This window comes from Saccharopolyspora thermophila (assembly GCF_014646075.1).
Lineage (GTDB): Bacteria > Actinomycetota > Actinomycetes > Mycobacteriales > Pseudonocardiaceae > Saccharopolyspora > Saccharopolyspora thermophila.
This window is the reverse complement of the sequence record NZ_BMMT01000001.1, coordinates 250139-273832: the sequence shown is the minus strand read 5'-3', so window position 1 is coordinate 273832 and position 23694 is coordinate 250139. Positions and strand designations below refer to the sequence as shown.

At 68.5% G+C, this 23694-nt stretch carries 21 protein-coding genes, 1 tRNA gene and 1 pseudogene; 13 read left to right on the top strand and 10 right to left on the bottom strand.

Annotated elements, in window-relative coordinates; genetic code table 11:
* The coding region (locus IEY17_RS01230; protein WP_229679739.1) for a hypothetical protein at window positions 1-1164 on the top strand (1164 nt) is incomplete at its 5' end.
* Here the strand turns inward: IEY17_RS01230 and IEY17_RS01225 are convergent.
* Window positions 1154-3004, bottom strand: coding sequence for a tetratricopeptide repeat protein (locus IEY17_RS01225; RefSeq protein ID WP_188984481.1), 1851 nt, complete (start codon window positions 3002-3004; stop codon window positions 1154-1156). The two genes, IEY17_RS01230 and IEY17_RS01225, sit on opposite strands and share 11 nt — an antisense overlap.
* Window positions 3005-3349: 345 nt before the next feature.
* Here IEY17_RS01225 and IEY17_RS01220 point away from each other — a divergent pair.
* Window positions 3350-3422, top strand: a tRNA-Arg gene (locus IEY17_RS01220).
* A 1526-nt stretch (window positions 3423-4948) separates the two neighbouring features.
* Here the strand turns inward: IEY17_RS01220 and IEY17_RS01215 are convergent.
* On the bottom strand, window positions 4949-5320 hold the full coding sequence (locus IEY17_RS01215; RefSeq protein WP_229679738.1) for an Imm1 family immunity protein: 372 nt from the start codon (window positions 5318-5320) through the stop codon (window positions 4949-4951).
* A 280-nt stretch (window positions 5321-5600) separates the two neighbouring features.
* On the opposite strand from IEY17_RS01215, the gene IEY17_RS01210 reads away from it, so the two are divergent.
* The 4 genes and pseudogenes from IEY17_RS01210 to IEY17_RS01200 all read left to right on the top strand — a co-directional run bounded on the left by IEY17_RS01210 (window position 5601) and on the right by IEY17_RS01200 (window position 8112).
* The gene (locus IEY17_RS01210; protein ID WP_188984479.1) at window positions 5601-6284 is read left to right on the top strand and encodes a hypothetical protein; all 684 of its coding nucleotides are present in this window, start codon (window positions 5601-5603) and stop codon (window positions 6282-6284) included.
* Window positions 6285-6320: 36 nt separating this feature from the next.
* Window positions 6321-6488 (top strand): annotated as a pseudogene (locus tag IEY17_RS25990) (helix-turn-helix domain-containing protein); the annotation flags it as partial.
* 3 nt (window positions 6489-6491) lie between these two features.
* Complete coding sequence (locus IEY17_RS01205; protein WP_229679737.1) at window positions 6492-7424, top strand: ImmA/IrrE family metallo-endopeptidase; 933 nt, start codon at window positions 6492-6494, stop codon at window positions 7422-7424.
* Window positions 7425-7683: 259 nt separating this feature from the next.
* Window positions 7684-8112 (top strand): hypothetical protein, encoded by a 429-nt coding sequence (locus tag IEY17_RS01200; RefSeq protein ID WP_188984475.1) that lies wholly within the window; start codon window positions 7684-7686, stop codon window positions 8110-8112.
* Window position 8113: 1 nt separating this feature from the next.
* Here IEY17_RS01200 and IEY17_RS01195 read toward each other — a convergent pair whose 3' ends face one another.
* The 3 genes from IEY17_RS01195 to IEY17_RS01185 all read right to left on the bottom strand — a co-directional run bounded on the left by IEY17_RS01195 (window position 8114) and on the right by IEY17_RS01185 (window position 10591).
* Window positions 8114-8431 (bottom strand): cupin domain-containing protein, encoded by a 318-nt coding sequence (locus IEY17_RS01195; protein WP_188984473.1) that lies wholly within the window; start codon window positions 8429-8431, stop codon window positions 8114-8116.
* A 200-nt stretch (window positions 8432-8631) separates the two neighbouring features.
* On the bottom strand, window positions 8632-9531 hold the full coding sequence (locus IEY17_RS01190) for an SRA domain-containing endonuclease (RefSeq protein WP_188984471.1): 900 nt from the start codon (window positions 9529-9531) through the stop codon (window positions 8632-8634).
* Between the two features lie 94 nt (window positions 9532-9625).
* Window positions 9626-10591, bottom strand: a complete 966-nt coding sequence (locus IEY17_RS01185; protein ID WP_188984469.1) for a nucleoside hydrolase — start codon at window positions 10589-10591, stop codon at window positions 9626-9628.
* A 255-nt stretch (window positions 10592-10846) separates the two neighbouring features.
* Between IEY17_RS01185 and IEY17_RS01180 the strand changes: the two genes are divergently transcribed.
* The 3 genes from IEY17_RS01180 (at window position 10847) to IEY17_RS01170 (ending at window position 13644) form a co-directional block, all read left to right on the top strand.
* Window positions 10847-11905, top strand: a complete 1059-nt coding sequence (locus tag IEY17_RS01180) for a peroxidase-related enzyme (protein WP_188984467.1) — start codon at window positions 10847-10849, stop codon at window positions 11903-11905.
* Window positions 11906-12017: 112 nt separating this feature from the next.
* Window positions 12018-12737, top strand: a complete 720-nt coding sequence (locus IEY17_RS01175) for a PP2C family protein-serine/threonine phosphatase (protein ID WP_188984465.1) — start codon at window positions 12018-12020, stop codon at window positions 12735-12737.
* Between the two features lie 166 nt (window positions 12738-12903).
* Entirely contained in the window at window positions 12904-13644 is a 741-nt protein-coding gene (locus tag IEY17_RS01170) for a dienelactone hydrolase family protein (protein ID WP_188984463.1), read from the top strand.
* Window positions 13645-13775: 131 nt separating this feature from the next.
* Here IEY17_RS01170 and dprE2 read toward each other — a convergent pair whose 3' ends face one another.
* Window positions 13776-14519 (bottom strand): decaprenylphospho-beta-D-erythro-pentofuranosid-2-ulose 2-reductase, encoded by a 744-nt coding sequence (gene dprE2 / locus IEY17_RS01165; protein ID WP_188984461.1) that lies wholly within the window; start codon window positions 14517-14519, stop codon window positions 13776-13778.
* A 197-nt stretch (window positions 14520-14716) separates the two neighbouring features.
* Here dprE2 and IEY17_RS01160 point away from each other — a divergent pair, with 197 nt between their 5' ends.
* Window positions 14717-15532 carry an SAM-dependent methyltransferase gene (locus IEY17_RS01160; protein WP_188984459.1) on the top strand — a complete coding sequence of 272 codons (816 nt, stop codon included), beginning with the start codon at window positions 14717-14719 and terminating at the stop codon, window positions 15530-15532.
* Window positions 15533-15597: 65 nt separating this feature from the next.
* Here IEY17_RS01160 and IEY17_RS01155 read toward each other — a convergent pair whose 3' ends face one another.
* The 4 genes from IEY17_RS01155 to IEY17_RS01140 are packed head-to-tail and all read right to left on the bottom strand — an operon-like array spanning window position 15598 to window position 20141.
* Window positions 15598-16230: a GTP-binding protein gene (locus tag IEY17_RS01155; RefSeq protein WP_373289826.1), complete on the bottom strand. Its 633-nt coding sequence runs from the start codon at window positions 16228-16230 to the stop codon at window positions 15598-15600.
* A complete protein-coding gene (locus IEY17_RS01150) occupies window positions 16211-16759 on the bottom strand; it encodes a DUF742 domain-containing protein (RefSeq protein ID WP_188984454.1) in 549 nt (182 codons plus the stop codon). The genes IEY17_RS01155 and IEY17_RS01150 overlap by 20 nt, the downstream gene beginning before the upstream one ends.
* Window positions 16760-16766: 7 nt before the next feature.
* Window positions 16767-17207, bottom strand: a complete 441-nt coding sequence (locus tag IEY17_RS01145) for a roadblock/LC7 domain-containing protein (RefSeq protein ID WP_188984452.1) — start codon at window positions 17205-17207, stop codon at window positions 16767-16769.
* Window positions 17208-17261: 54 nt separating this feature from the next.
* Window positions 17262-20141, bottom strand: a complete 2880-nt coding sequence (locus IEY17_RS01140; protein ID WP_188984450.1) for a sensor histidine kinase — start codon at window positions 20139-20141, stop codon at window positions 17262-17264.
* A gap of 691 nt (window positions 20142-20832) precedes the next feature.
* Here IEY17_RS01140 and IEY17_RS01135 point away from each other — a divergent pair.
* From IEY17_RS01135 to IEY17_RS01125, 3 genes are all read left to right on the top strand, one after another.
* The gene (locus IEY17_RS01135; protein ID WP_188984448.1) at window positions 20833-21252 is read left to right on the top strand and encodes a DUF485 domain-containing protein; all 420 of its coding nucleotides are present in this window, start codon (window positions 20833-20835) and stop codon (window positions 21250-21252) included.
* Window positions 21249-22844 carry a solute symporter family protein gene (locus IEY17_RS01130; protein ID WP_188984446.1) on the top strand — a complete coding sequence of 532 codons (1596 nt, stop codon included), beginning with the start codon at window positions 21249-21251 and terminating at the stop codon, window positions 22842-22844. The genes IEY17_RS01135 and IEY17_RS01130 overlap by 4 nt, the downstream gene beginning before the upstream one ends.
* Window positions 22845-23332: 488 nt before the next feature.
* Window positions 23333-23659: a hypothetical protein gene (locus IEY17_RS01125; RefSeq protein ID WP_188984444.1), complete on the top strand. Its 327-nt coding sequence runs from the start codon at window positions 23333-23335 to the stop codon at window positions 23657-23659.
* The last annotated feature ends 35 nt before the right edge of the window (window positions 23660-23694 follow it).

Here is a 23694-nt window from a genome sequence, read left to right as displayed (position 1 = left end):
AGAGCCGGGAAACCTGAGGCTGGCCGCGCGGGCAGGTGGGACACGGTTCCGGTCGAGCGGCGGGTGCTCGGGGTGGTCCGCACGCTGACGGCGCTGGACCGCCTGTTGGACGTGCTGCCGGTGCTGGCCGACGACATGCGGGTGGAGACCCGCTTCGCGGTGGCGGAGGGGTCGGCGTTCGCGAGGAACCTCGCCGACGAACTGCACCGCTGCCAGGCCCAGGTCGTCACCTGGGACGAGGCGACCGGCAAGGACTTCGACCTCGCGATCTCCCCGAGCAGCAACGGCCCGCTGCACGAGCTGGAGGTCCCGGTCGTGACGCTGCCGCACGGCGCCGGCCACCACAAGCTCCGGGCCACGGAAACAGGTGTCGCCCAGGAGGTTTCGGGCCTCTCCCGCGACCAACTGATGCACGAGGGTCGAGTCGTCCCGGCGGTCGTCGGTCTGTCCCACTCCGACCAACTGGCCGAACTCCGCCGCAACTGCCCGGAAGCGGTGCCGCGCGCGGCGTTGATCGGTGACCCGTGCTTCGCCCGCCTGCAGGTCAGCCTGCCGATGCGCGAGCAGTACCGCGAGTCCCTCGGCACGGGCCGCCGCACCCTGGTGCTGCTGGCCTCGACCTGGGGCCGGGACTCGTTGTTCGGCCGCCGCGGTGACCTGGCGAGGGAGCTGGTCGCCACGCTGCCCGCGGACTACCAGGTGGCCCTGGTCCTCCACCCGAACATCTGGAACAAGTACGACGGCCTACAGATCGACTCGTGGACGCGCTCGGCACGCCGCGGCGGCCTGATCCTCGTGCCGCGACTACGCAAGTGGCAGGCCGCCCTGATCGCGGCGGACGTGGTGGTGTCCGACCACGGCTCCCTGGCGCTCTACGCGGCGGCTCTTGGAAAACCCCTGCTGCTCGGCGCGTTCGGCCACGACGAGGTGGTCCCGGGCTCCCCGATGGAGCTGCTGGGAGAACGCGCCCGCCGCCTGCAACCGGGCGACCTGCGGGCGCAGATCGACGCGGCGAGGCCGGTGCCGGGTCACCGCCAACTGGCGGAGCTGACCTTCCAGGACCGCCCCTACCAGCGCCTCCGCACACTGATCTACCAACGCTTGGAGCTGCCGGAACCGCCGTGGCCAGCCCACCCGGAGCCGGTGGACCCGTTCACTCCGTGAGCTTGTGCCGCACGTCGTCGGCCTTGGGGCTGTGCGCCTGTTCGTAGATGGCCAACGCCTCTTCCAGACACTCCCGCGATCCGTCCCGCCCGCAGGCCGCCAGGGCGTCGGCGAGCAGCACCAATGGTTCGGCGAGGTCGAAGGAAGCCTGCCGCTCCCGAGTGGCCGAGATGGCGGCCTCCAACAGCTCGATGGCCACCTCGTGCTGCCCGAGCCCCTGATGCGCCCGCGCAGCAGCAACCCGAATGCGCGCCGGAGTCCGCGTGTCCTCGGGGAACTGGGCGATCCCCTCCAACGCGGCCTCCAACACCGCCAACGCCTCGCCGTAACGACCGGCGCCGCACAGCGCCTTCCCGATCAGGTACTCCTGCAACGCCACGCCACGAGGCCGCCCCAACTCCTCGTTGAGCCGCCGCGACCGCTCGAAGAACCCGATGGCCTCGGCGAATGCGCCCCGCGCATGCAGAGCCTTGCCGTGGAACTCCAGGGCCGAAGCGAGAACCCGCCGATGCCCGGCACGCTCAGCAACCTCCACGGCCCGCGAAGACTCGTCCAAAGCCTCGTCCACGTGGCCGCACTCGACGAGCAACTGGCTCCGCAGACTCCGCATCCGAGCCTCGGCAACCCCGTTCTGCTCCGCCCTGGCAGACGCAACCGCCGTCTCGAAGGCGCGCAGCGTCTCCGAGTAGTGCTTGTGCTGGTTGTGCAGCGCCCACAGCGGCCCCTCGCACAGACTGATCACGGCCGAGTGCCAGTCGTGCTCGGCGGCGACCCGCACCATCGCGATCAGGTTGGTCCGCTCCCGCTCCAGCCACTCCAACGCCTCCTCGCGGGTGAACGGATTCTCCCCAGTCACCTCGTCATCGCTGACCCGCAACCGGCTGGGCTCGGTGACCTTCCGATCGGCGTAAGCCCCCTGCCGCCGATACCACTCGACCAACCCCCGCAACGCGTAGTCCCGCGTGTCAGCATCGAGCTCCCGCCCAGCGGCCTCCACGGCGTGCTCCCGCACGAGGTCGTGGAACCGGTACTGCTCCTGATCGTTCTCTTCCACCAGACAAGTCCTGTGCAGCTGCTCGAGACGGATTTCGGCATCGGCGTCGGTGAGCCCGGCCAAAGCGGCCACCGCCCCGGCCCCGAACGCAGCCCCGGGAAAGCAACCGAGCAGCACGTACAGCTCGCGCTGCCCCGGCTCCAGATATCCCACAGCCACGTCCAGCGCCGAGAACACCTTCGTCAACCGACTCCGCCGCCGATGTTGGTCCGACAACTCCCGAACCGCACGCCCGATGCGCCACTTCGGGTGACTGCTCAACAGCCCGACCACGACGTGCAGCGCAATGGGCAGATTCCCGCAGAGCGCCGCGAGCTCCCGGGCAGCGTCGGGTTCGGTGTCGACGCGCTCGCCCAGCTCGCTGCGCAGGAACTCGACGGCGTCGTCCGGCTCCAACTCGCGAAGCCGGATCGCCCGGGCCCCGTCAGGTGCGAGCTCCGCGGCGTCGTCGTGACTGGTGCAGAGCACCAGACTGTCCCCGGAGGCGGGCAGCAGCTCGGCGACTTTGCGCAGATCAGCAACGTTGTCGAAGAAGAACAGCAGTCGGCGACCCCGGGCCTCGCTGCGCAGCAGAGCGATCTTGTCGTCCAGGTCCAGCGGGATCCGCTCGCCCCCGACCCCGAGCGACCGCAGGCACCACTCCACAGCTTCGTCCAGCCCACGCCGCCGACGCCCGAAGTCGAAGTAGACCTGACCGTGCTCGAAATCCTTGATCACCCGATAGGACCAGTACGCGCCGAGCGCACTCTTCCCCACCCCGCTCGGCCCGCTGATCACCACCCACACGGCCCGATCCCCACGCCGCGAGGCCCAAGCGGCATCCAGGCACGCCTGCGCCTCGTCCCGATCAACGAAGTGGGAGGGCGCAGCGGGCAGCTGCCCAGGCACGGCCCCGGACTCCTGCACTGGGGCCCCGTGGAAGTGCACGTCGCCGTGAACGGCCCCGACCTGCGCCAGCTGCTGAACCGGCCCCCTGTTCACGTTGCCCATACCCACCCCCAGTGAAGCCGACGGTAACGATCACCTGACCATACGCGACCACAGCAGCCCCACCAGCCCCGACAATCACGAGGGACCAGGTGCGGAGCCCCGGAGCAGGAGGGGGTACCCTCCGAAGAGGTCGAAGACCGAGCCCTCGTAGCTCAGGGGATAGAGCACCGCTCTCCTAAAGCGGGTGTCGCAGGTTCGAATCCTGCCGGGGGCGCAGAACCCCAGCGGCGCCTGCCGCGCGGAAGCGCGACAGGCGAGCCGACAAGGGATCACACCACGATCGAGTCAGGGCCGTTGCAGCAGAGACACGCATTCTCAACCTAGATCGATTCGCGAGAGCTGTCCTCTGCGGCTCATTCTTCAATCAAGACCTGCCGCCAGAGCTGCTCCGCAATCTCCACCAGTGTTCCCTCGCCCGGAATTTCCCACTGCTTCGGACCCTGGACAGCACTCCAAGCTTCCTGCCAGTTGGCCTGGCGCCAGATGTGCGTAACGAGCCCGCTTGGCGAGTAACGCTCCTTATCTGCCTCCCACAGAAGCGGCTTCCTACGGTCGTTGGTCCAAGTAGCGAAGGATCGACGCGGGTCCGAATTTAGCCATTCGCCAATCGCCTGCACCTCCGTGGAAGTAGGATTATATCGCAAACGCGTTCCATCCGGAATGCGTTCATGGTCGATAAGCAACGAGACCGTGTTGGGTCGACGCTGCGGTTTGACGAGGTCCGGCTGCTGGAAGGCCGACAGCTCGCGAGGGGCCGCTCCCCTCCATCCTCAAGAGCCCGCAACACACCAGTGACCAACTGCCGACAGCGGTGCTCGTTGGCAAAGGTGCTAGTCACGTAACTTCCCTCGCCAAACAGACGGTCCGTCAAGAAAATCAGATTGGCCAGCACCGCCTTCACGTGGTCAGGTACCTAATCGAGGGCAGCGTCCCAATCCGACTCCGGCTCATCAATTCCCTCGGTAGTGGTGTGTCGCGCCTACGCTGCCCGTTACCGTTCATGCGCGTTCCCGGTTGCTGATCTACACGTGGCTCCTTAGCCTAGGTGATCAAACTACACGAACTCCGCAAGAACACTGGCGAGAGTCGCCCAACACAGGGTGCTCCAGCGGCCAATCCGGTCGACCATGGTGCCTCAGCTCCAGGGCAGAAGGTCGAGCGGTGCGTATCGTGAATGGCTTCACTGCCTTGAAAGTGATCTGTCGGTCGACACGGCCCAGAGTTTTTGGCAGAACAGCCGGATCTCGGATTGGTGACACCTCGCTTGTGAGCCTTCGACAGTCATTCTGGGCACTGCGGGGCTCTCGCTTGCTGATTCGTGAGTCACCACGTTCTCCCGCCGCTCGCGCTGCTGTGAGGGTTTGGCCGTCCAAGCAGCGGCAGCTGGAGGGAAATGGTCGAAGTGGGTTAGTACTCCAGCCGAACTTCGTGATCTTGCCTGGTGGGGGCTAGTGAAGATGGGCGCGGCTACCAGTTGATCATGGGTCAGGTTGGGTGGAAGACTCGAGATCGTGTGGTGCCCATGAGGTGGTGTCTGCCATCACCTCGGCTTGGAGAGTCCGCCTAGCTCCAAAGGGCCCACGAGCCACTGGCATGGGTCCGGCCGCCACGCCGCGATCCACCGTGCTGCCTCGGCACCTCGTCACCACGGGCGCCCCCCTGAATGGATCACCGCCAGTCAACGACGACGGACCCCGAACACCCGATGACGGGTGCCGGGGGCGCGGTGGTTGTTTCCGGTCAGTACCACTCGCCGAGCTGCCACTGAACGCACGTCGGCCGCAGGCCAGTGCGGCAGTACTGGGCGACAGCTTCGCGCACCTGGTCCAGCGGCAGGGATGCCAAGCGCGGAAAGTCGATCCCGTCGGTGTCCAGCGGCAGCACCAAGCTGTGTTCGCTGGCGTCCGGGTTGTAGGAGTCCGAGAGGTTCGCGTCCGGGCCCTGGTAGTTCAGGGCGCCCCAGCCGATCGCGGGGTTGGTGGACACACGCAGACGGCCGGAGTCGGAAAACGCCGGGCCATCCGGGTCGCGGAACGACCGGCACGGGCGGTCCCACAGGTAGACCTCGCAGACCGACCGGGGCGGATCTTCGATGATCGTCCGCGAACACAACGTGCGGTCCCCAACGGCGAGCACAGGACGTGAGCCCCACCGACGAGGCACGAACTTGGCTGACCGCCGTACGCGGTGATCTAGCAAACGTGATCGACCCAGCATCACCATCGCGCAGTAGTAGGCGTGGATGGTGCCTTGCGGAGCGCAGGCAAGTCTGGTGTTCATCGGATCGCCCTCTCCTTGATCGCTGGTGGGCTGCATGTCCCCTGCCCGTTCGGCGGTGTTCCAGGGAGATCCACTTCCGGTAAACGTAGTTCTCGGCTGTGGGGAGGGCTTGATGACAGGGAACGTTGTGCGGACCGGTTCGGATGCTGAACGTCGCCTTCAGGAGTTGGGGCTAGAGCTCGAGTACGTGGACAAGGCCATTCGAGCCGGAGTGGAGGCCAGGGCGTCGAAAAACGACTTCGAGCCACCCTCTGCTCCTGGATTAAAGGACTGGATCGCCCGGGTGGGCAAGCTACGCGAGCTCGTGGTCAGCGGCGCTGATTGGTACTACGCAGATCCGTACAACGTGCCTCTCGTGTACGAGCCCACGAAACAGATCGCGCTCGGCGTACTGCTGGGCGACCGAAACACAGGAAGAGACAAGCCCAAGTCGGGGCCGCGGAGCAAATACCCGAAGGGGACGATGATCGCGGAGGCGACTGCAGACGGCGGCGACGAGCCGACGCTGGAGTTGGACTTGACGCAACGCAGCAGACGCGGCCACCTGGACGTGGCGACCCTCGCGGCATTGGACGTGTGGTTCCTCGTGACCTATCCGGCCGAGGTGGGCGACAAGTTCGTGGTGTGCAGAGAAGTCTCGCTGGCGGCCCCCATCGAACCGGACAGCTACATTACCTCTTGGCGTGAACGCCTCATCTTCCCGCCTCTCGAGTTCGGTCCCGTCGTCATGCCGGATCATCCGGAGGAGCCCGACGACATCGACGTCTTTGTTCAGGCGCGCGGAGACCGGACCTGAGTGCCGCGCGGTGGCTGGGTGGACAATAGGCCAGCCATGTTTTGCCCTAGACGCCTAGCACTCGCCCGCCAGCGACGCCGGCTGTCCCAAGTCGCGCTGGCAGGGCGTGCTGGGCTACCCACGCGACGTGTCGGAGACTACGAATGTGGGCGGGCGGAGCCAAGCTCCGGAGCCATGGGGGCCCTCTCGGCAGCCCTGGATTATCCCGTGGGCTTCTTCAGTCTTCCTGAGCCCGTCGAGGTCGCGGTCGGCGCTGTGTCGTTCCGGGCGCCCGGGAAGATGGTTGCGGCCGAGAGGGCCGCCGCGCTCGGCTGGGCGACTCTCGCCATGGAGTTCAACCGGTTGCTCGAGAACCGCTTCGAGCTCGCAGCGCCGCAGGTGCCGAACCTGGAGCGAACCGAGCCTGAACTGGCCGCGGAGATGGTGCGCGCGCTCTGGCACATCGAAGTCAAGCCGATCTCGAACATGGTTCACCTGGTGGAGGCGCACGGGGCGCGGGTTTTTGCCCTTGCGCCAGAAGACGCGGGAGTCGGCTCGTTCTCGCTTTGGCACGACGGGCGACCGTTCATCTTTCTGAACACGCGAACACCAGGTGTGCAGGGCCGGTTCGACGTGGCCCATGAACTTGGGCACCTGGTACTCCACTCGGGCAGTGCGGAGTTGCCGTCCTCCGATGCGGAGGAAGAAGCCGACGCGTTCGCACGCGCCTTCCTCATGCCGCGCACCAGCGTGTTCGCGCACATGTCGAGAGGAGCTTTGACCGCCCACATCCTCGAAGGGAAGGGGCTTTGGCGAGTGTCCGCGATGGTGCTCGCCACGCGGCTTCGCGAGCTCGGGTTGCTGACTAGCGAGCAGCACCGAGTCGCGTGCATCCAACTGAGCGCGTGCGGAAATCATACCGCAGCGGACCAGGTTCGCGAAGATTCACAACTGTTGACCAAGATTCTGCGGTCCCTGCGGTCGCAGGGCATCCTCCCGACAGACATCGCCGCCGAACTCCGCATCCCGCTCGACGAACTCGGCAAGATGATGTTCGGGCTGACCATCACCACTGCGCCGGGGACAGGAGCAGGGGGTGGCCGGGAAAGATCCCGGCTGGCAGGACCGCCGAAGCTGGGGTTGGTGACGCCTCACTCGTGAGCTTCGACCGCCTACGGCGGCGCCGTCGCTTGCCTGGCACCGATCGCGTGTGTCGTGCGACCTGTCGGTGACGTGGCGGAATTCTTGCTGCCAGGGTGGAGACCCCCGCTGTTTGGCGCGAGTTCCGTTGAAGTCAGGAGGCGGGCCGCTGCTTCCGTTTGGACCGCTCTGACGTACGTGCGATGGCACCATGGTGCCGCACCTGGGCCCGCCTCCTACGATGCAGGTCGGTACCGGTTTCCCGTTGCAGGAGGGCGCGATGAACGCGACCGCAGCAACCGTCGCAGGGGCGGCCACCTTCACCTGGCTCGGGATGGTGCTCGCGATCTCCTTTCTCGAAGCCCCACTGAAGTTCCGGGCGCCCGAGGTGACCACCCGCATCGGCCTGGGCATCGGGCGGCTCGTCTTCCGGGCGTTGAACCTCGTCGAGGTGGTGCTGTTCCTGGTCGTGGTCGTCGCCGCGTTCGCGGGTGGCGCGTCGCCCATCGTGGCCTGGCTCTGCGTCGCGACCGGGGTGCTGCTCGCCGCACAGCTCGGCGTGGTTCGGCCGCGGCTCAACCGCCGGTCCGATCGCATCCTCGGCGGCGAGCAGCTGCCGCGATCCCGCGAGCACCTCAGCTACGTTGGGCTGGAAGTCATCAAGGTTTGCCTGCTGATCGCCCTCGGGATCAGCTCCCTGATGTCGTGAATCAGCGCGGCACGACCGTGAGCAGCACTGCGGCGTCCTCCACCGCTTCGAGGCTGTGACGGGCCTGCGGGATGACGAGGAGGTCACCGGTCGCCCCGTGAGTTGACGTCGTTCCGCTGCGTAGCCGGACCTGCCCACGAAGCACCAGCAGGGTGGCTTCGCCAGGGTTGTCATGCTCTGCCAGCGTCGAACCTCCTTTCAGCGCGATGACCGTTTGACGCAGGTGGGCACCGGCGTAGATCGTTTCCGCGCTGCGGCCAGCTGAGTTGGCCACAGCTCGCTCCATGAGCCGTTGGGCTTGCTCGTTCAGGGACTGCATGACGACAGTCTGGCTCGCCACACTGTCACGCACCGATCGAGCACCCTCGATAATGCGAGCTTGATCACACGATTGCCCACGCGCACCACGTCGATCATGGTGTCCGCGACGTGGTGGCGAGGATGGCACTGTTGAGCCTTTCGGGGACGTCAGGCCACGAAAGGGACAGCTCCGAATCGATCACTACCTCGGAGGTGCGGTCAGACGGCTTCGACGCGTTCAAACTGGCCTTGCGGATTTTCGAAGATGCACGTCACGCCGTGCTCGGCGAGCAAGTCCAGCAGGTCATCCTCCGGGCGTGTCGGGACTAGGACCGCGAGCTGCTTGTGCTTCACGTGACGCGAGTAGTCGAGGAGCTGGCCCAGGGCGAGGCGCACGTGGTTCCTCGATGCAGCTGCTTTCGCTTCCACCAGTTCGCCCAGTCCTTCATCGACGAGATCGACGTAAAGCCTCGTAGACCGCCCTGGGAACCTGATTTCACGCCCGCGCGCCTCGCGGCCTCGTTCGTGGAGCCAGTACACGTAACGCTCGACGAGAGCTGCCTCCAGCCGGTCCGCGACGGCATCGGCTTCTGGTGCCTTAAAGACGTATGTGTCCACGTGTCGGGATTGAACGGGAATCACGGTCTCTTGGGGTTGGCCACCGGATGGCACCTGGGAGTTGGGCTGTGCACTTCCCGACCTCTTGAGCCGGAACACGATGACACTGCGGATGTTGCCGAATTTGTCAGGTGCATCAGCCCTGTAGTAGGGGTCTGCCTGATCGAGCATGAACTCGCCGACGTACCGAACGACGCCCTTGCGCACCCCCTCGAAAAGCCGCAGCGGGCGGCTCGTCTCGAGCACGATCTTGTTCCCGCGCACGAACTGCTGGTCCCCGACTTGGCCATCTCCGGTGTAGTGGTAGTAACCGTCGTCCTGCCAGCCGTCTTCGTAGCCGTAGTGCTTGCCGGACGACGTCGCGAAGAGCAGCACACTGTCCGCTTTCGGCGCGGACGCGATCCCGCCTCGTCGTGATCCGCCGAAACGGTCGTGTACTTCCTGGCGCTTCAGCACCGTGTCAACGTCCAGATCCCACTGCACCGAACCGTCACGTGCCATCGCAGGCATCACCCCAGCGATCACCCTATCGAGTGACACTGAAAAGGGGAGGCTCAATGCTTGATCCGACCCGGACGACTTGGGCCGCGCGACTTCACCTCATCTCGCGCGGTGGGGTGGTGGGGGTGGCGAGGAGGGTCTTGATGTAGTCGTAGAAGCCTTCCGCGTCGATCTCCTCGACCACTGTGGCGTTGGGGGTTAGGCCGTGGACGCCCCAGGACATTGCTGCGTAGCCGCGGGTCAGGGTGCCGGCCCTTTCGACGTCCACGTGGTAGGGGGCGCTGCTGGTGATCAGGTCTGGGTGGAGGAGGGTTGCCACCGCCAGGGAGTCTGGGTGGGTTGTTCCGTTGATTCCCACGCTTCGGTCGAACTCGAGGGTTGCTGCGCAGACTCGGGTGAAGAAACCCGACAGAAGCGTGGCCAGAGCTGCGATCTCGTCGAGGGCTTCCTGGGGGAAGACCGCTTGGTTCAGCGTGAGCGGTGCCCAGGGGATCACGGTGATGGTGAAACCTGCTGCGAAGACCGCTTGTGCTGCTTCCGGGTCCACGTAGAAGTTGAACTCCGCCGCCGCCGTGATGTTGCCTCGGGCGTTGTTGGAGCCGCCCATCACGTGGAGAGTTCGGACGTTTCGGGCGAAAATCGGGTCCTTGAGGGCCGCGGTGGCGATGTTGGTCAGGGGGCCGATCGCCACGACGTTCAGCTCGCCCGGGTTTTCCGCCGCCAGGCGGATCAGGGCGTCCACCGCGTGTTCCGGGTTGGGGTCGCAGCCCGTCATGTCCATCGTCAGGCCGCCGACTCCGTCGCCGTGGACGTTTTCCGCGCTCTCCCACGGCCGGACCATCGGGCGGGTGCAGCCGAGGTGGATCGGGATCTCGCCGAGGCGCCCCGCGACGTTGAGAGTCAGGAAGGCATTGCGGACCTGTTGGGTGAAGTCGACGTTGCCCGCGACCATCGTGATCGCCCGCAGGTCCGCCGCCGGGTCGAGGAGGCCGGCTAGGAGGGCGATGCAGTCGTCCTGGGCCGTGTCCGTGTCGATCACCAGCGGGACGGTTTCGGGCATGGTTCCTCCTGGTCACGGACGAGAGCGGCGTCTCCTGGTGCCGCTGCCGCACTCTGGGGAAACCGACACCGGGATTCTCTTGGGAATCCTCCCGTTGTCCACAGGCCCCGGCGTGTCGCACGCGGGTGTCACCCGGAGGTTGCCGGCCGGGAAAGTCCTTGTCGCGTGCGGCGTTTGCGCACCTGACCGCAGGCCGGTGCGGCGCAAAACTATCGTGTGAGGGGCCAACCGTTCCGACTGCGACGAGGATGGTTCATGACGATCGCCAGCAGTGACCGGACCGATGCGGCCCTGGCCGCCCTCCGGGCGGACGTGCGGGACGCCACCGCGAACGTCGAGGCGGCCGTGTTGCGGCCCGCTGACGAAGCCGTGCTGGACCGGGCCGACCGGGCGCGCATCGCGTTACGCGTGGCGGTGGTCAACGAACATCAGGGGTATGCCGAGGAAGTGGCCGACCTGCTGGATTCCGTGGCTGGCACGGGAGCAGCCGGCGTCGTGCGCAGCGTGGAGCGCTGGTCCGAGCTGCCCGAGCCGACGCAGGCGCTGCTGGCGCACTGCGAGCATGTCGCGCTCGACCCGGCCGACGTGGTGGCCGACGACATCGCGTCCCTGCTGGCGCAGGGGTTGACCGCCGCGCAGGTGGTGGCCGCCTCTCAGGTCGTGGGGTACGCGAGTTACCGCGTCCGGTTGCTGCGCGGTCTGGAACTACTGGCGGCTGGCGGTGAATCGGCGCCCGTCGAGCCGGTGACCACCATCGAGGCCGGTGCCACCGCGGACGGCGGGGCGTTGCCCAGCCCGGCTGAGGCATTCCCGGTGTTGCGGTGGATCCCGCGGGTGGAGCCGGTGGCCGATCCGGCGGGCTCCGACGAGAAGAACCCGGCCAACCTGGCCCTGCGGCACGACCCGGACGTGCTGGAGCGGCAGACCGCGCTCTACAACGCGGTGCTGATGAGCCCGGGCCACCTGTCGCGCGCTGACCGGGAGCTGGTCGCGCTGGCGACGTCGCTGGTGACCGGGTGCCGCTACGCCGCCGCGCGGCACGGCCGTCGCCACGCCCAGTTGGCGCAGGACCGGATCACCTCGGTGGCGCTGGCCGAGGCCGGTCCGGCCGCGGTCGCGGACTCGCGGCACCGCGCGATCATCGACGCCGCCGGAGCGCTGGCGACCACCCCCGCGGCGCTGACCGCCGGGCACCTGGCGCGCCTGGCGGCGGTCGGCCTCGGCGCCGACGAGGTGCGCGATCTGCTCGCCGTGGCAGCGCTGTTCAGCTGGACCAACCGCCTGACGGCGACCCTCGGCAACACGGCGCGCTGAACCGGGCCCGTTTTCACAGGGTTCTCTTGGAGTTCTGGGGCCCGTGCCTTCGTTGTCCAGGTGAGCGGCCGGCCGTCGGGGGGCCGGCCCACCCCTGTAAGGAGGCCCGGCCATGCTGACCACTCCGCACCTGGCGTTGACCGCGCACGCGCGCTCCCACGCGGCCAGCGACCGGGGACCACGCGACATCAACGCCGACGCGGTGGCAACCCACACCGATGCCACGACCGGACGCAGCGCGTTCGTCGTCGCCGACGGCATCGGCGACCACCTGCTCGCGGCCCGCGCCGCGCGGCTGGCGGCCACGACGACCGCCCGGGAGGCGGTGCGGACCGGCGCGCTGTGCGGACTGCGCCGAGCCCAGAAGGAACTGCGCGCGCACTTCGCGCAGGCCGAGGCGAACTGCGTGCTCGTCGTCGCCGTGCTGCCGCCCGCCGACCGCCCGGGGCAGCACGGCGAGATCGCCTGGGTCGGCGACTGCCGCGCGTACTGGTGGAACGGCCGGGTCCTGCACCAGGCCACCGTGGACCACACGCTCGCCGAGTTCTGGCGTGGTCACGGTGTGGTACCGCCAGCGGGAACGGAGCACATCGTGACCGACTCGGTCCGCACCGCCAGGCCCACCGACATCGGCCGGGCTCGGATCGGCGCCGGGCCGGGCAGGCTGCTGCTCACCAGCGACGGAGTGCACAAGAGCGTCCCACTACCGCACCTGAAGACCCTGCTGGCGGAGGGCGCTCATACCGGAGAGACCGCTGCAGCGCTGGTGACGACCGCCCGAAGCCTCGGCAGCACCGACAACGCGACCGCGGTGGTCGTCGACCAACCTTGATCCCGAGCTGCCGGGCCACTGGCGATCGGTGCGCGACACAGCGGCCTCGGCGGACGGTCGTCTCGCGGCGTGCTGCGCGGAGGGGGACAGTGGGATCGAGCCTGCTCCGGCGCGTCCGCCCCGCCGACGTCGGGGTGGCCGGAGCACGCACCCCAAGGAGGCTCAGATGGTTCAACTCGCGACCGAGCCGGTGACCGTCCGCATCCCCGAAGGAGAACTCGAAGGGGATCTCGTCGTGCCACCGCCAGCCAAGGCGGTGGTGCTGTTCGCGCATGGTTCGGGCAGCTCGCGCCACAGCCCCCGCAACCGCGCCGTCGCCGAGTCCCTGCAGGGCGCCGGGTTCGGCACCCTGCTGCTGGACCTGCTCACCCCGGAGGAGGCCAAGCGCGACCAGCGCACCCACGAACTGCGCTTCAACATCGAACTGCTCGCCGAGCGGCTGGTGCCCGCGATCGACGAGCTGGACAGGTGGGAGCCCACCCGGGGCATGCCGATCGGCCTGTTCGGTGCCAGCACCGGTGCCGCGGCCGCGCTGAAGGCCGCGGTGCGCCGGCCCGATCGGGTCGCCGCGGTCGTCTCCCGAGGCGGCCGTCCCGACCTCGGCGGCGAGGCGCTGGCCTCGGTGCAGGCGCCGACGCTGCTCATCGTGGGCGGCGACGACCGCGAGGTGCTCAACCTCAACCGGCAGGCAGCCGAGCTGCTCACCGCACTGCCGCTGACCGACATCAAGATCGAGATCGTGCCGCACGCCGGTCACCTGTTCGAGGAACCCGGCGCGTTGGAGAAGGTCACGTCGCTGGCGGCCGACTGGTTCCGCACCTACCTCGGCGCGGGCGTCGAGCGCCCGACCGGGCCCAGCGGCGGGCACTGGAAGCCACCGGAACCCCGACGGCGGCCACCAACGTAGCCCTGGACCGAGCGGGACGCCCGCGGCGCGGACGCTGCGCGCCGTGCTGACGGCGGCGTGCAGCGCCGCGCGGGGGCCTCGGGAGGCCAACCGATGCGGCACCCGCGCCTGCCTGGACCCACAATGCGTGGTCAGCGGGGCATGCGGCGCCAGATGGGTTGGGGGACCAGGCGCAGCACCGCGAACACCCAGCGCAGGATCGGCGGCACCCACACCACGCGACGGCCGCGCCGCAGCGCGGCGACCGTCGCATCCGCCACCTGGTCCGGCGTGCTCGACCACGGCGCCGGGCTCATGCCCCTCGTCATGCGACCGATGACGAACCCGGGGCGCACGATTAGCAGCCTCACCCCGGATCCCGCCAACGCGTCGGACAGGCCGCTGGCGAACCCGTCGAGGCCCGCCTTGGCCGAGCCGTACACGTAGTTGGCACGCCGCACCCGCACCCCGGCGACGGACGAGAACACCACGATCCGCCCGCTGCCCTGCTCCCGCAGCAGGTTCGCCAGGTGGGTCAGAACGCTGATGTGGGCGACGTAGTCGATATGCACCACGTCGATGGCATGCGCGGCGTCGACCTCGGCGCGCTGCTGATCGCCGAGCACGCCGAAGGCGGTGACGGCGACGTCGATCGGCCCGTGCTGCTCGAACACCCCGCGAAGCAGTTCGGCGTGCGCTGCCACGTCGGCGGCGTCGAACTCGACGCGCACCACCTCGCTGGCGCCGGCCTGCCGGAGCGCGGCTTCTTCAGCGTCCAGATCCGCCGACCGCCGCGCGGCCAGCACCACCGTGCCGTGCCCGCGCGTGACCAGCCGCTCCGCCACGGCCCCGCCGATCTCGCTGCGACCCCCGAGGACCAGTACCGTTCCGCTCATCGCCGCAAGTCTGCCACCCGGCCTCCTCCGCGCAGCACCCGATCAGCCGCGACGACGCTGCCGGCGTTCGCCGAACCGGATGCCGACCGCAACGAGGTCCAGGCGACAACTCCCGCTGCCCCACAGCTGTTTACCCGCGGCGTTTCCGCGAATACCCTGCAGTTGATCTCATGCACCCCGGGACCGAGCGGATTGTCATGTCAGCAGTTCAGAAGCCGCAGATCGACACCACCAAGCCCAGCATCGCGCGCGTGTACGACGCCTTCGTCGGTGGCAAGGACAACTTCGAGGTTGACCGGGAGGTCCTCCGGCAGATCCAGCAGATCGCCCCGGAGGCGATCCACGTCGGCCGGCAGTGCCGGGCGTGGCTGATCCGCGTGGTGCGGTTCCTCGCCGGGCACGCGGGCATCGACCAGTTCCTCGACCTGGGTTCCGGGCTGCCCACCGCGGAGAACACCCACCAGGCCGCGCAGCGGGTCAACCACGAGGCGAACGTCGTCTACGTCGACAACGACCCGTCGGTGGCCGCGCACGGCCGGGCGCTGCTGGAGGAGAACGAGTACACCCACTTCGTGGTCGGCGACCTGCGCAACCCCGCGGAGATCCTGCAGGACCCGATTGTCACCAGGAACCTCGACCTGACCCGTCCGGTCGCGCTGATCCAGTGCAACACCCTGCACCACGTCACCGACGACGAGGACCCGGTCGGGATCATGCAGGAGTACGTGGAGGCGCTCGCCCCCGGCTCGTACATCGCGATCTCGCACCTGCACAACCCGGCGGACGGCAGCCGACGGGCGAAGCTGGCCGAGGAGTCGCAGCAGAAGTTCAACTCGATGATGGGCACCTGCTACTACCGCACCCGGTCGCAGATCACCGAGCTGTTCTGCGGCACCGAGTTCGTCGAGCCGGGCCTGACGTACCTGTTCGACTGGTGGCCGGACGGCCCGCTGCTGCAGCCGCCGGCGGACGGCGAGTACAACCTCCTCGGCGGTGTCGCCCGCAAACCCTGATCCAACGCGGAGGGGGGGCCCTGCACCGAGCTGCTCGGTGCAGGGCGCCCCCTCCGTTCGGTCGATCAGCTGGGCAGGCGGGTGCTCCAGTGCCGCATCGCGTGCTCCACCAGCGCGATCAAGGTGCGCTTCGTCGACTCCCGGTCCCGGGCGTCGCACGGCCCGATCGGCACCTCCGGGCCGATCGCCATCGCCTCCCGCACCTGCTCGATGGAGTGCAGCATCTGGCCGTCGAAGCAGTTCACGCCCACCAGGTACGGCAGCCCGCGGTCCTCGAAGAAGTCCACCGCCGAGAACGAGTCCGCCAGCCGCCGGGTGTCCACCAGCACGACCGCGCCGATGGCACCCCGAACCAGGTCGTCCCACATGAACCAGAACCGCTGCTGGCCCGGCGTGCCGAACAGGTAGAGGATCAGGTCAGAGGCCAGCGAGATACGGCCGAAGTCCATCGCGACCGTGGTCGTGGTCTTGTTCGGCGTCGCGCCGAGGTCGTCCACGCCGCGGCTGGCCTCTGTCATGACCGCCTCTGTGGTCAGCGGCACTATCTCCGACACCGAGCCGACGAAGGTGGTCTTGCCGACTCCGAAACCACCCGCGACCACGATCTTTGCCGAGGTTGACGAGGTGCCGGCCCGGTTGACGGCCTGCGGCGGTGGCACGGAGCCGAGCTGGGGCGAGCTAAAGCCGACGGAGTCCACTCAAAACCCTTTCCATCAACAGCATGTGTGGTGCGCTACCACTTTCGCTCACCGTCTGGTGCACGGTGATCAACCCCAGTTCGGCCATGTCGGCCAACAGCACCCGCGCCACCCCGATCGGCACCGAGAGCAACGCCCCCACCTCGGCTACCGACCGCGGATGCTGGCACAGCTCGGCGATCGACTGGTGCTCCAGCCGCAGCGCCGTACCCGGCCGGTAGTTCTCACTGGTCGAGACGAGCGTTTCCAGCTCCAGCTTGTGGTTCGACCTGGTCCGCCCGCCGGTCCAGGTGTAGGAGCGGATGCTGGACGCCGTCGGCGCCGCCGGTTCCTCCGTCGCCTCCCGGTCGTCGTGGTCGAGTGCGTCGTGGTGCTCGACGTGCTGCTCCGGCGGTTCCCCCACCTCGTCGCGCTCGGGGCGCTTGCGCCGGCTGCCGAAGGTGAATCCGTTGACGATGTCGGCGAAGCCGTTGTCCGCCGAATCGTCCCGTCTTCGCCCCTGCCCCGGTTGTTGCGCGCGTCTAGTCATCCCGTCCTCACACCAGTTGGCCGGTGGCGGCCTGCGGCGCACCCTGCAGCTGAGAGCGGATCTCCGGGGTGAGCATCTGGCCGACTCGTTCCACCAGCATGGTCATCTCGTAGGCGATCAGGCCCATGTCGCAGTGCGGGGAGGCCAGGACCGTGAGACAGGAACCGTCGCTGATGCCCATCTGCAGCAGGGTTCCGCGTTCCATCTCCACGATCGTCTGCACCACCCGCCCGGCCTCGAAGCACTTGGCGGAGCCCTGGGTGAGGCTCAGCAGGCCCGAGGCGACCGCGGCCAGCTGGTCGGCCCGGTCGCGGGGCAGTGTTCTCGACGCGGTGAGCACGAGACCGTCAGCGGACACGACAATCGCGTGCGCCACCCCGGCCACGCGCTCGACGAAGTTCGTGATCAGCCAGCCGAACCTGCGGGAAATAGTCTCCTGAGCAGTCATGCAACCTCCTGTTCGTCGCCGAGGTGATCACGCCTTCGGGGTGCAGGTGCCATCTCAATCCTCGTCGGTTGCTCGATGCCGACCACGACTCACGCCGCTCTGGAAGTCGGCCAGCCGACCGCGGAGCGTGTCCGCGTCCCGCCGGAACGACCTCCTGCTCTGCGGTTCGGAACTCGCCACGCTGCCGGGGACCAGGTGCGCCTTCGGAGTGCGGCGCGGCAGTCCGGCCTGCGTGAACGAGGTCGGTTGCGGGTTCGCCGCGGCCTCGGCGGCTTCCCGGGCCTTGTCTGCGGCGAAGTGCCAGGCGTCCGCGGTCGACGTCTCTGGCTGCCGGTCGTCGGCCGGGGGTTCCGGCGCGGACCAGGACCCGGCGTCGGAGGTCTCCACCGGAGTCTGCTGGGCGGTGCGCTGTCCGAACTGGACGCCGTTGTGGAACTCCGCCAGCCTCCGGCTGATGTCCTCCGGGCTGCGGCGGTTCGCCACCTGCGACCGGGGTTTGCGGCGCGGCAGCCCGGCCGCGGTGACCTGCGGTTCCTCGGGTTCCGCCGACGGGAACCGCGGGCTGTCGTCGACGGCTGGTTCGCTGCCGGCGGGCGGTTCGGCCTCAGCGCCCGGCCAGCTGAACTCGTCGGACTCGGCCTGCGCCCGGAAGTACGGGTTCTCGCTGGCCGGCTGGAACCACTGCGTGGACACTTCCTGGAAGATCGGCTCTTCCCGGTCCTGCGGCGGCTCCGGTTCGGCGCCGGGCCAGTCGAAGTCGCTGGACACCGCCCGCGGCTGTTCCGGGATGTCCAGCGGCGCGTCGAACAGGTGCGCCGTCGGCGAGTCGACCTCGGTCGGCTCGAACAGGCTGGCCGCAGCGGGTTCCTGCCGCGGCGCGGGGTCGGGCTGCGGTTCCGGTTCGGCGGCGCGGTTCGGCAGCATGCCGGAGGTCGGCAGGTCCGGGTGCGCGTGCCCGTTGCGACGGGCCGGTTGCGCGGCCGGGGGCTGCAGGGCCGGGCTCTGCTCGACCGACACCACGTGCTCGGCGGGGATCATCACGGTGGCGCGCACGCCCTCGACGTCCGGGCCGCCGTGCAGCTCCACGCTGATGTCGTGACGCACCGCCAGTCGCCCGGCCACGAACAGGCCCATGCGGCGCGAGGTGGTCAGGTCGTCCTCGTCGACCCGGGCCAGCCGCTCGTTGGCGGCGGCGAGTTCCTTGTGCCCCATGCCGATGCCCTGGTCGAGCACGTCCAGGACGACGGTGCCGTCGCCTGCCTGGTAGCTGGACACCGTGACGGTGGTGTCGGGGGCCGAGAAGTTGGCCGCGTTGTCCAGCAGTTCGGCGACCAGCCGCACCAGGTCGCTGGCGGTGTGCCCGCGCAGCTTCACCGCGGGCGGCGGCTGCATCATGACGCGCGGGTACTGCTCGATCTCCGAGACCGCCGCGCGCAGCACGTCGGCCAGGTCGGTGGGCTGGGTGAAGCGGCGCGCCAGGTCGTGCCCGGAGAGCACCATGAGGTTCTCGTTGTTGCGCCGCATCCGGGTGGCCAGGTGGTCCAGCTGGAACAGGCGGGCCAGCTGGTCGGGGTCCTCCTCGTCCTGCTCCAGCTCCTCGAACAGCCGCAGCTGTTGCTCCAGCAGGCTCTGGCTGCGCCGGGACACGCTGACGAACACGTCGCTGAAGCCGCGCCGCAGGTCGGCCTGCTCCGAGGCCAGCCGCAGCGCCTGCTGGTTGACCTCGTCGAAGGCCCGGGCCACCTGGCCGACCTCGTCGGTGGTGTCCACCGGGACCGGGGCGACGGTGGCGTCGGCGGTGCGGCCGCGACGGATGTTGGCGACCGCCTCGGGCAGTGCGTGGTCCGCCGCGTCCAGCGCGGCGCGACGCAGTTCGCGCAGCGAGCCGAGCAGCTGGCGGGTGATGGCGATGATGACGGCAGCCGCGGCGATCAGCGCGGACAGCAGCAGCACCGAGTCCCAGCCGGCGGCGTCGCTGGCCTCGTCCTCCAGCCGCGCGGCGGTGTTACGCACGTCGGTGGCGAGGTCGCCGTGGCCCTGCCCGATCAGCGCGACCGACGCGTCGCTGGCGGCGTTCCAGGCGTCCCGCTTGACCGAGTAGCCGCCGGTGTAGCGGTTGTCGGTGCTCTCCACCATGATCGCGGTGAGCATCTGGTTGCGGCCCAGGATTCGCGGGTCGACCAGCGTGCGGTCCAGCCGCTGCTGCCAGTGCGCCGCCACGGTGGAGCGGGCGTCGTTGATCTTGCCGAGCAGCCTGGCGCGGGAGCCGTTCAGGCTGTCCAGGGCCTGCTCGCCGAGGCTGCCCTCGGACAGGCCGGTAAGCACCCATGCCTGCTGCAACCGCACTTCTTCGGCCAGTCCGAGCATGTCCTGCATCGCGGTCGCGTTGCTGGACAGCGTGCGGTCGGCGACAGTGCTGGTCAACGCCCGGTCCAGGGAGAGAACCGCGGTGATCACTCCACTGTAGGCGGCGATGGTGCGGTTCGGGTCGATCTGGTGGGCGCGAACCTGCTCGCGCAGCCGCGCGAGCCCGTCGAGCTGCGGCCGCAGTTCCCGGTAGCGGTCGTCGACAACCGCGGCGTGGACGCCGGGTTCGGCGAAGATCCGGCCGAGGTCGGCGGCGGCGCGGTCCGTCGCGGCGGTGGGCTCGTCGAGCGCGGCCGCGTCGGCGTCGCCGACCAGGTATTCCACCGAGCGGGTCCGCTCCTGCTGCACCCCGGCGATCAGCGGCTCGATCTGCTCCATGGCGTCGAGCACCCGTGCGACCCGGTCGTACTCGGCCGCCTTGTCGACCTGCCAGCGGATCTGGCCGATGCCGAGGGTGATCGCGAAGATCACCGGCACCAGCACGACCGCGGCGAGCTTGGTCGGCAGCGACCAGTTGCGCCACTGCACCAGGGCGTCGCGGGTGCGAGCCACTCTGCCCGCGGTCATGGCCGGCTCCCCTGCTGGGCTGGCCGGTGCGCGTGCCGGTCACGCGGGGCGCGGCCCCTTCGGGGCGAACTGAACATCGGAGAACGGCGCATGCGTGGTGTCCCGCAATCGTCGTCTGGGCGGTCTGACGTGAAATCCAGCCGTGGTCGGGCACCCGGCGACCGGAAACCGCATGCGGTACCGCACCGTACCCGTGGGGTCTCGGCGGCACTCAGCGTCACCACGGACGTTCCCGGTTGGCGCATTTCGGACACCGATACCGAACCGTGACCTTTCCCGATCGCCCGACTGTCTTTCAGTGCCTCAGCACTATAAGCCCTGGATGCAAACATCACACCGGGGGCTTTTTCCCAATGGACTGCGACAAACAGGCGGGGTAACACCGAGTGTTCAAAGGCCGTGTGACGCGCGTACCTTTTTCACTCATTCAGCCTAGGGAGGGGTATTCGACTTCGGCCGATGACCAGGCAAAAGACCAGCTCAGCGACCTTCGATCCACCCAGACCCGACCTCTGACCTGGAGGTACCGGACAGTAACCAAGCGCGACCGGCCGGCAGCCCGCCCGCCCCGGCGGGGAGGCCCGTCGCCCGGGACCGCTGTTGATCCGCTGCCCGGGATGGTTAGAATTCCCCGCCACCGCCAACCCTCGCGCGGCTGGGGTGGCCAACCGCGAAGTGCCAGGAAGGACGCATGAGCAACGCAACGCAATCCGCGCTGCGCGGCAGCACCCGCGAACAGCCCGGAAAAACGCGGTCGGCCTTCGGTGGAATCGAGAAGAGCGCCGTTCGTCGGGCATCCGACCGGCCCGATTTCACCACTATCCAGCAGAGCGAAGAATTCCGCGATCTCCGCCGCCGCCTCGCCCTGTTCGTATTCCCCGCGACGGCGTTTTTTCTCATCTGGTACCTGGGGTACGTGGCGCTCGCCGCCTACGCCCCGGAATTCATGGCCCACAGGCTGTTCGGCGAGATCAACGTCGGGCTGGTCATGGGTGTCGGCCAGTTCCTCACCACGGTGGGCCTCACCGCGCTCTACCTGCGGTTCGCCCGCCGCAAGATCGACCCGATGGTCGACAGGATCCGACAGGACGCGGGAGAACTCGACCGATGAACCAACCGCAGCTGATTCCTGCCGACAGCGCGATCATCAACACCACCGTCTTCGCGGTTTTCGTGCTGATCACGCTGTTCATCGTGTATCGGGTGAGCAGCCGCGGCAGTTCCAGTGACTACTTCGTCGCGGGCAGTTCGTTCAGCGGTGCGCAGAACGGCATCGCGCTGTCCGGCGACTATCTGTCCGCCGCGTCGTTCCTGGGCATCGCCGGCGCGATCGCCGTCTACGGCTACGACGGCTTCCTGTACTCCATCGGCTTCCTGGTCGCCTGGCTGGTGAACCTGCTGCTGATCGCCGAGCGGATGCGCAACACCGGCCGCTTCACCATGGGCGACGTGCTCAGCTTCCGGATGCGGGCGCGCCCGGTGCGGGCCGCCGCGGCCATGTCCACGCTGGCCATCACGATCATGTACATGGTCGCCCAGATCGCCGGCGCCGGTGGTCTGGTCGCACTGCTGCTCAACATCCACAGCACGTACGGGCAGGCCATCGTGATCACTGTCGTCGGCGTGGTCATGATGATCTACGTGCTGGTCGGCGGCATGAAGGGCACCACCTGGGTGCAGATCATCAAGGCCGCGCTGCTGCTACTGGCCGCCGCGATGATCACCATCTTCCTGCTCGGCAAGTTCGGCTACAACCTGAGCGACCTGCTGCTGGAGGCCGCGGACAACAACCCGCACGGCCAAGCCATCTTCGCGCCGGGCGTGCAGTACGGGAAGTCCGAGCTGGCCAAGCTGGATTTCGTGTCGCTGTCGCTGTCGCTGGTGCTGGGCGTGGGTGGTCTGCCGCACGTGCTGATGCGCTTCTACACGGTGCCCAACGCGCGGGAGGCCCGTCGCTCGGTGTCGTGGGCGATCTGGACGATCGCGGCCTTCTACATCTGCACGCTGGTCATCGGCTACGGCGCCGCCGCGCTGGTGGGCACCGAGGCAATCGCGGATGCCCCGGGCGGGCAGAACTCGGCGGCGCCGCTGCTGGCCTACCGCATCGGCGGCCCGGTGCTGCTGGGCATCATCTCGGCGGTCGCGTTCGCCACGATCCTGGCGGTGGTGGCGGGTCTGACGCTGACCGCATCAGCATCCTTCGCGCACGACGTCTACGCGAACGTGATCCGGCGGGGCGACTTCGACCCCGACTCGGTGGTGAAGGTCGCCCGGGTGACGGCGCTGGTGATCGGTGCCGCGTCGATCCTCGGCGGCATCCTGGTCAACGGGCAGAACATCGCGTTCCTGGTGAGCCTCGCGTTCGCGTTCGCCGCCTCGGCGAACCTGTCGACGCTGCTGTACTCGCTGTTCTGGAAGCGCTTCAACACCACCGGCACACTGTGGGGCATCTACAGCGGGCTGGGTTCCTGCCTGCTGCTGGTGATCTTCTCGCCGGTGGTGTCCGGTGCGCCGGACGCGATCTTCCCGAGCGTGGATTTCGCGTTCTTCCCGCTGAAGAACCCGGGCATCGTGTCCATCCCGATCTCGTTCGTCTGCGGCATCATCGGCACCTTCGTCGGCGGCCGGGAAGAGGTGAACGAGGAACGCCGGGCGGAGATGGACGTCCGTTCGCTGACCGGGCTCGGTTCGCGCGTGGGCTGAGCGGGGCGTCGTCGAACACGTTCGGCGCAGGCGGTCACCTGCGGAAGCCCGGACGCCGCCTGGACTCCCGGGCTCCCCACCAATCCGGGGTGTCGGGGTTCTCGCGGGTGTCCACTCACTCGGGTGAGGCCGAGCGGCTGCGCCCCTTCGGTGTTCGCAGACAGGCACCGGGGTTCGGCGGACCGGTGCGCCGCGCGTCTCGGCGCTGCGCACCGGTCTGCACGCACCGCCGCAGCTTTACCGCCGACTCACCCACAGGAGGTCGCGGGATCGCGGTGGCCATTGCCGCGCGTCACCGGCCGAACGGCTGCGGCCCACATTTCCGCTCTACCCAATCGGATACTGCCGCACCACCGCCGCTCTCCATAAACTGGGCACAGCCCGGGAAAAAGTGCGCTCCCGCGGGAGCAGGGGGAAACAGGGGAGCGTTCCGGCGGGCGAGGGGGTATTCGATGCGCACCATCAGGAATGCGCTGCTGTCCGCGGTCGTGGCCGCGATCCTGCCCATGTCGGGCCTGGGTATGCAGGCCGCCACGATCGCCGTCGAAATCGGGAACCGGCTGGTCAAGCTGGTCGACCAGGCCGAACGCGGCCGGGTGCGCGATTTCCGCGAAGCCGGTGTCCGGATCCGGTCGGCACCGGGCACCGGGACGTCCGCCCGCGGCCTCGGCAATCCGGGCGACCGCGCCACGATTCACCGGATGGTGGTGGGGGAAATGGTCCGCTGCCCGAACGGATCGGCGAATTCGGAATGGTTCGACATCACGAATCGCCGCACCTCGGTGAGCGGATTCGTCAGCGGTTGCTTCATCTGACCGCTGCGGCACGGGATTCCGGGCTGTCGGGGCGC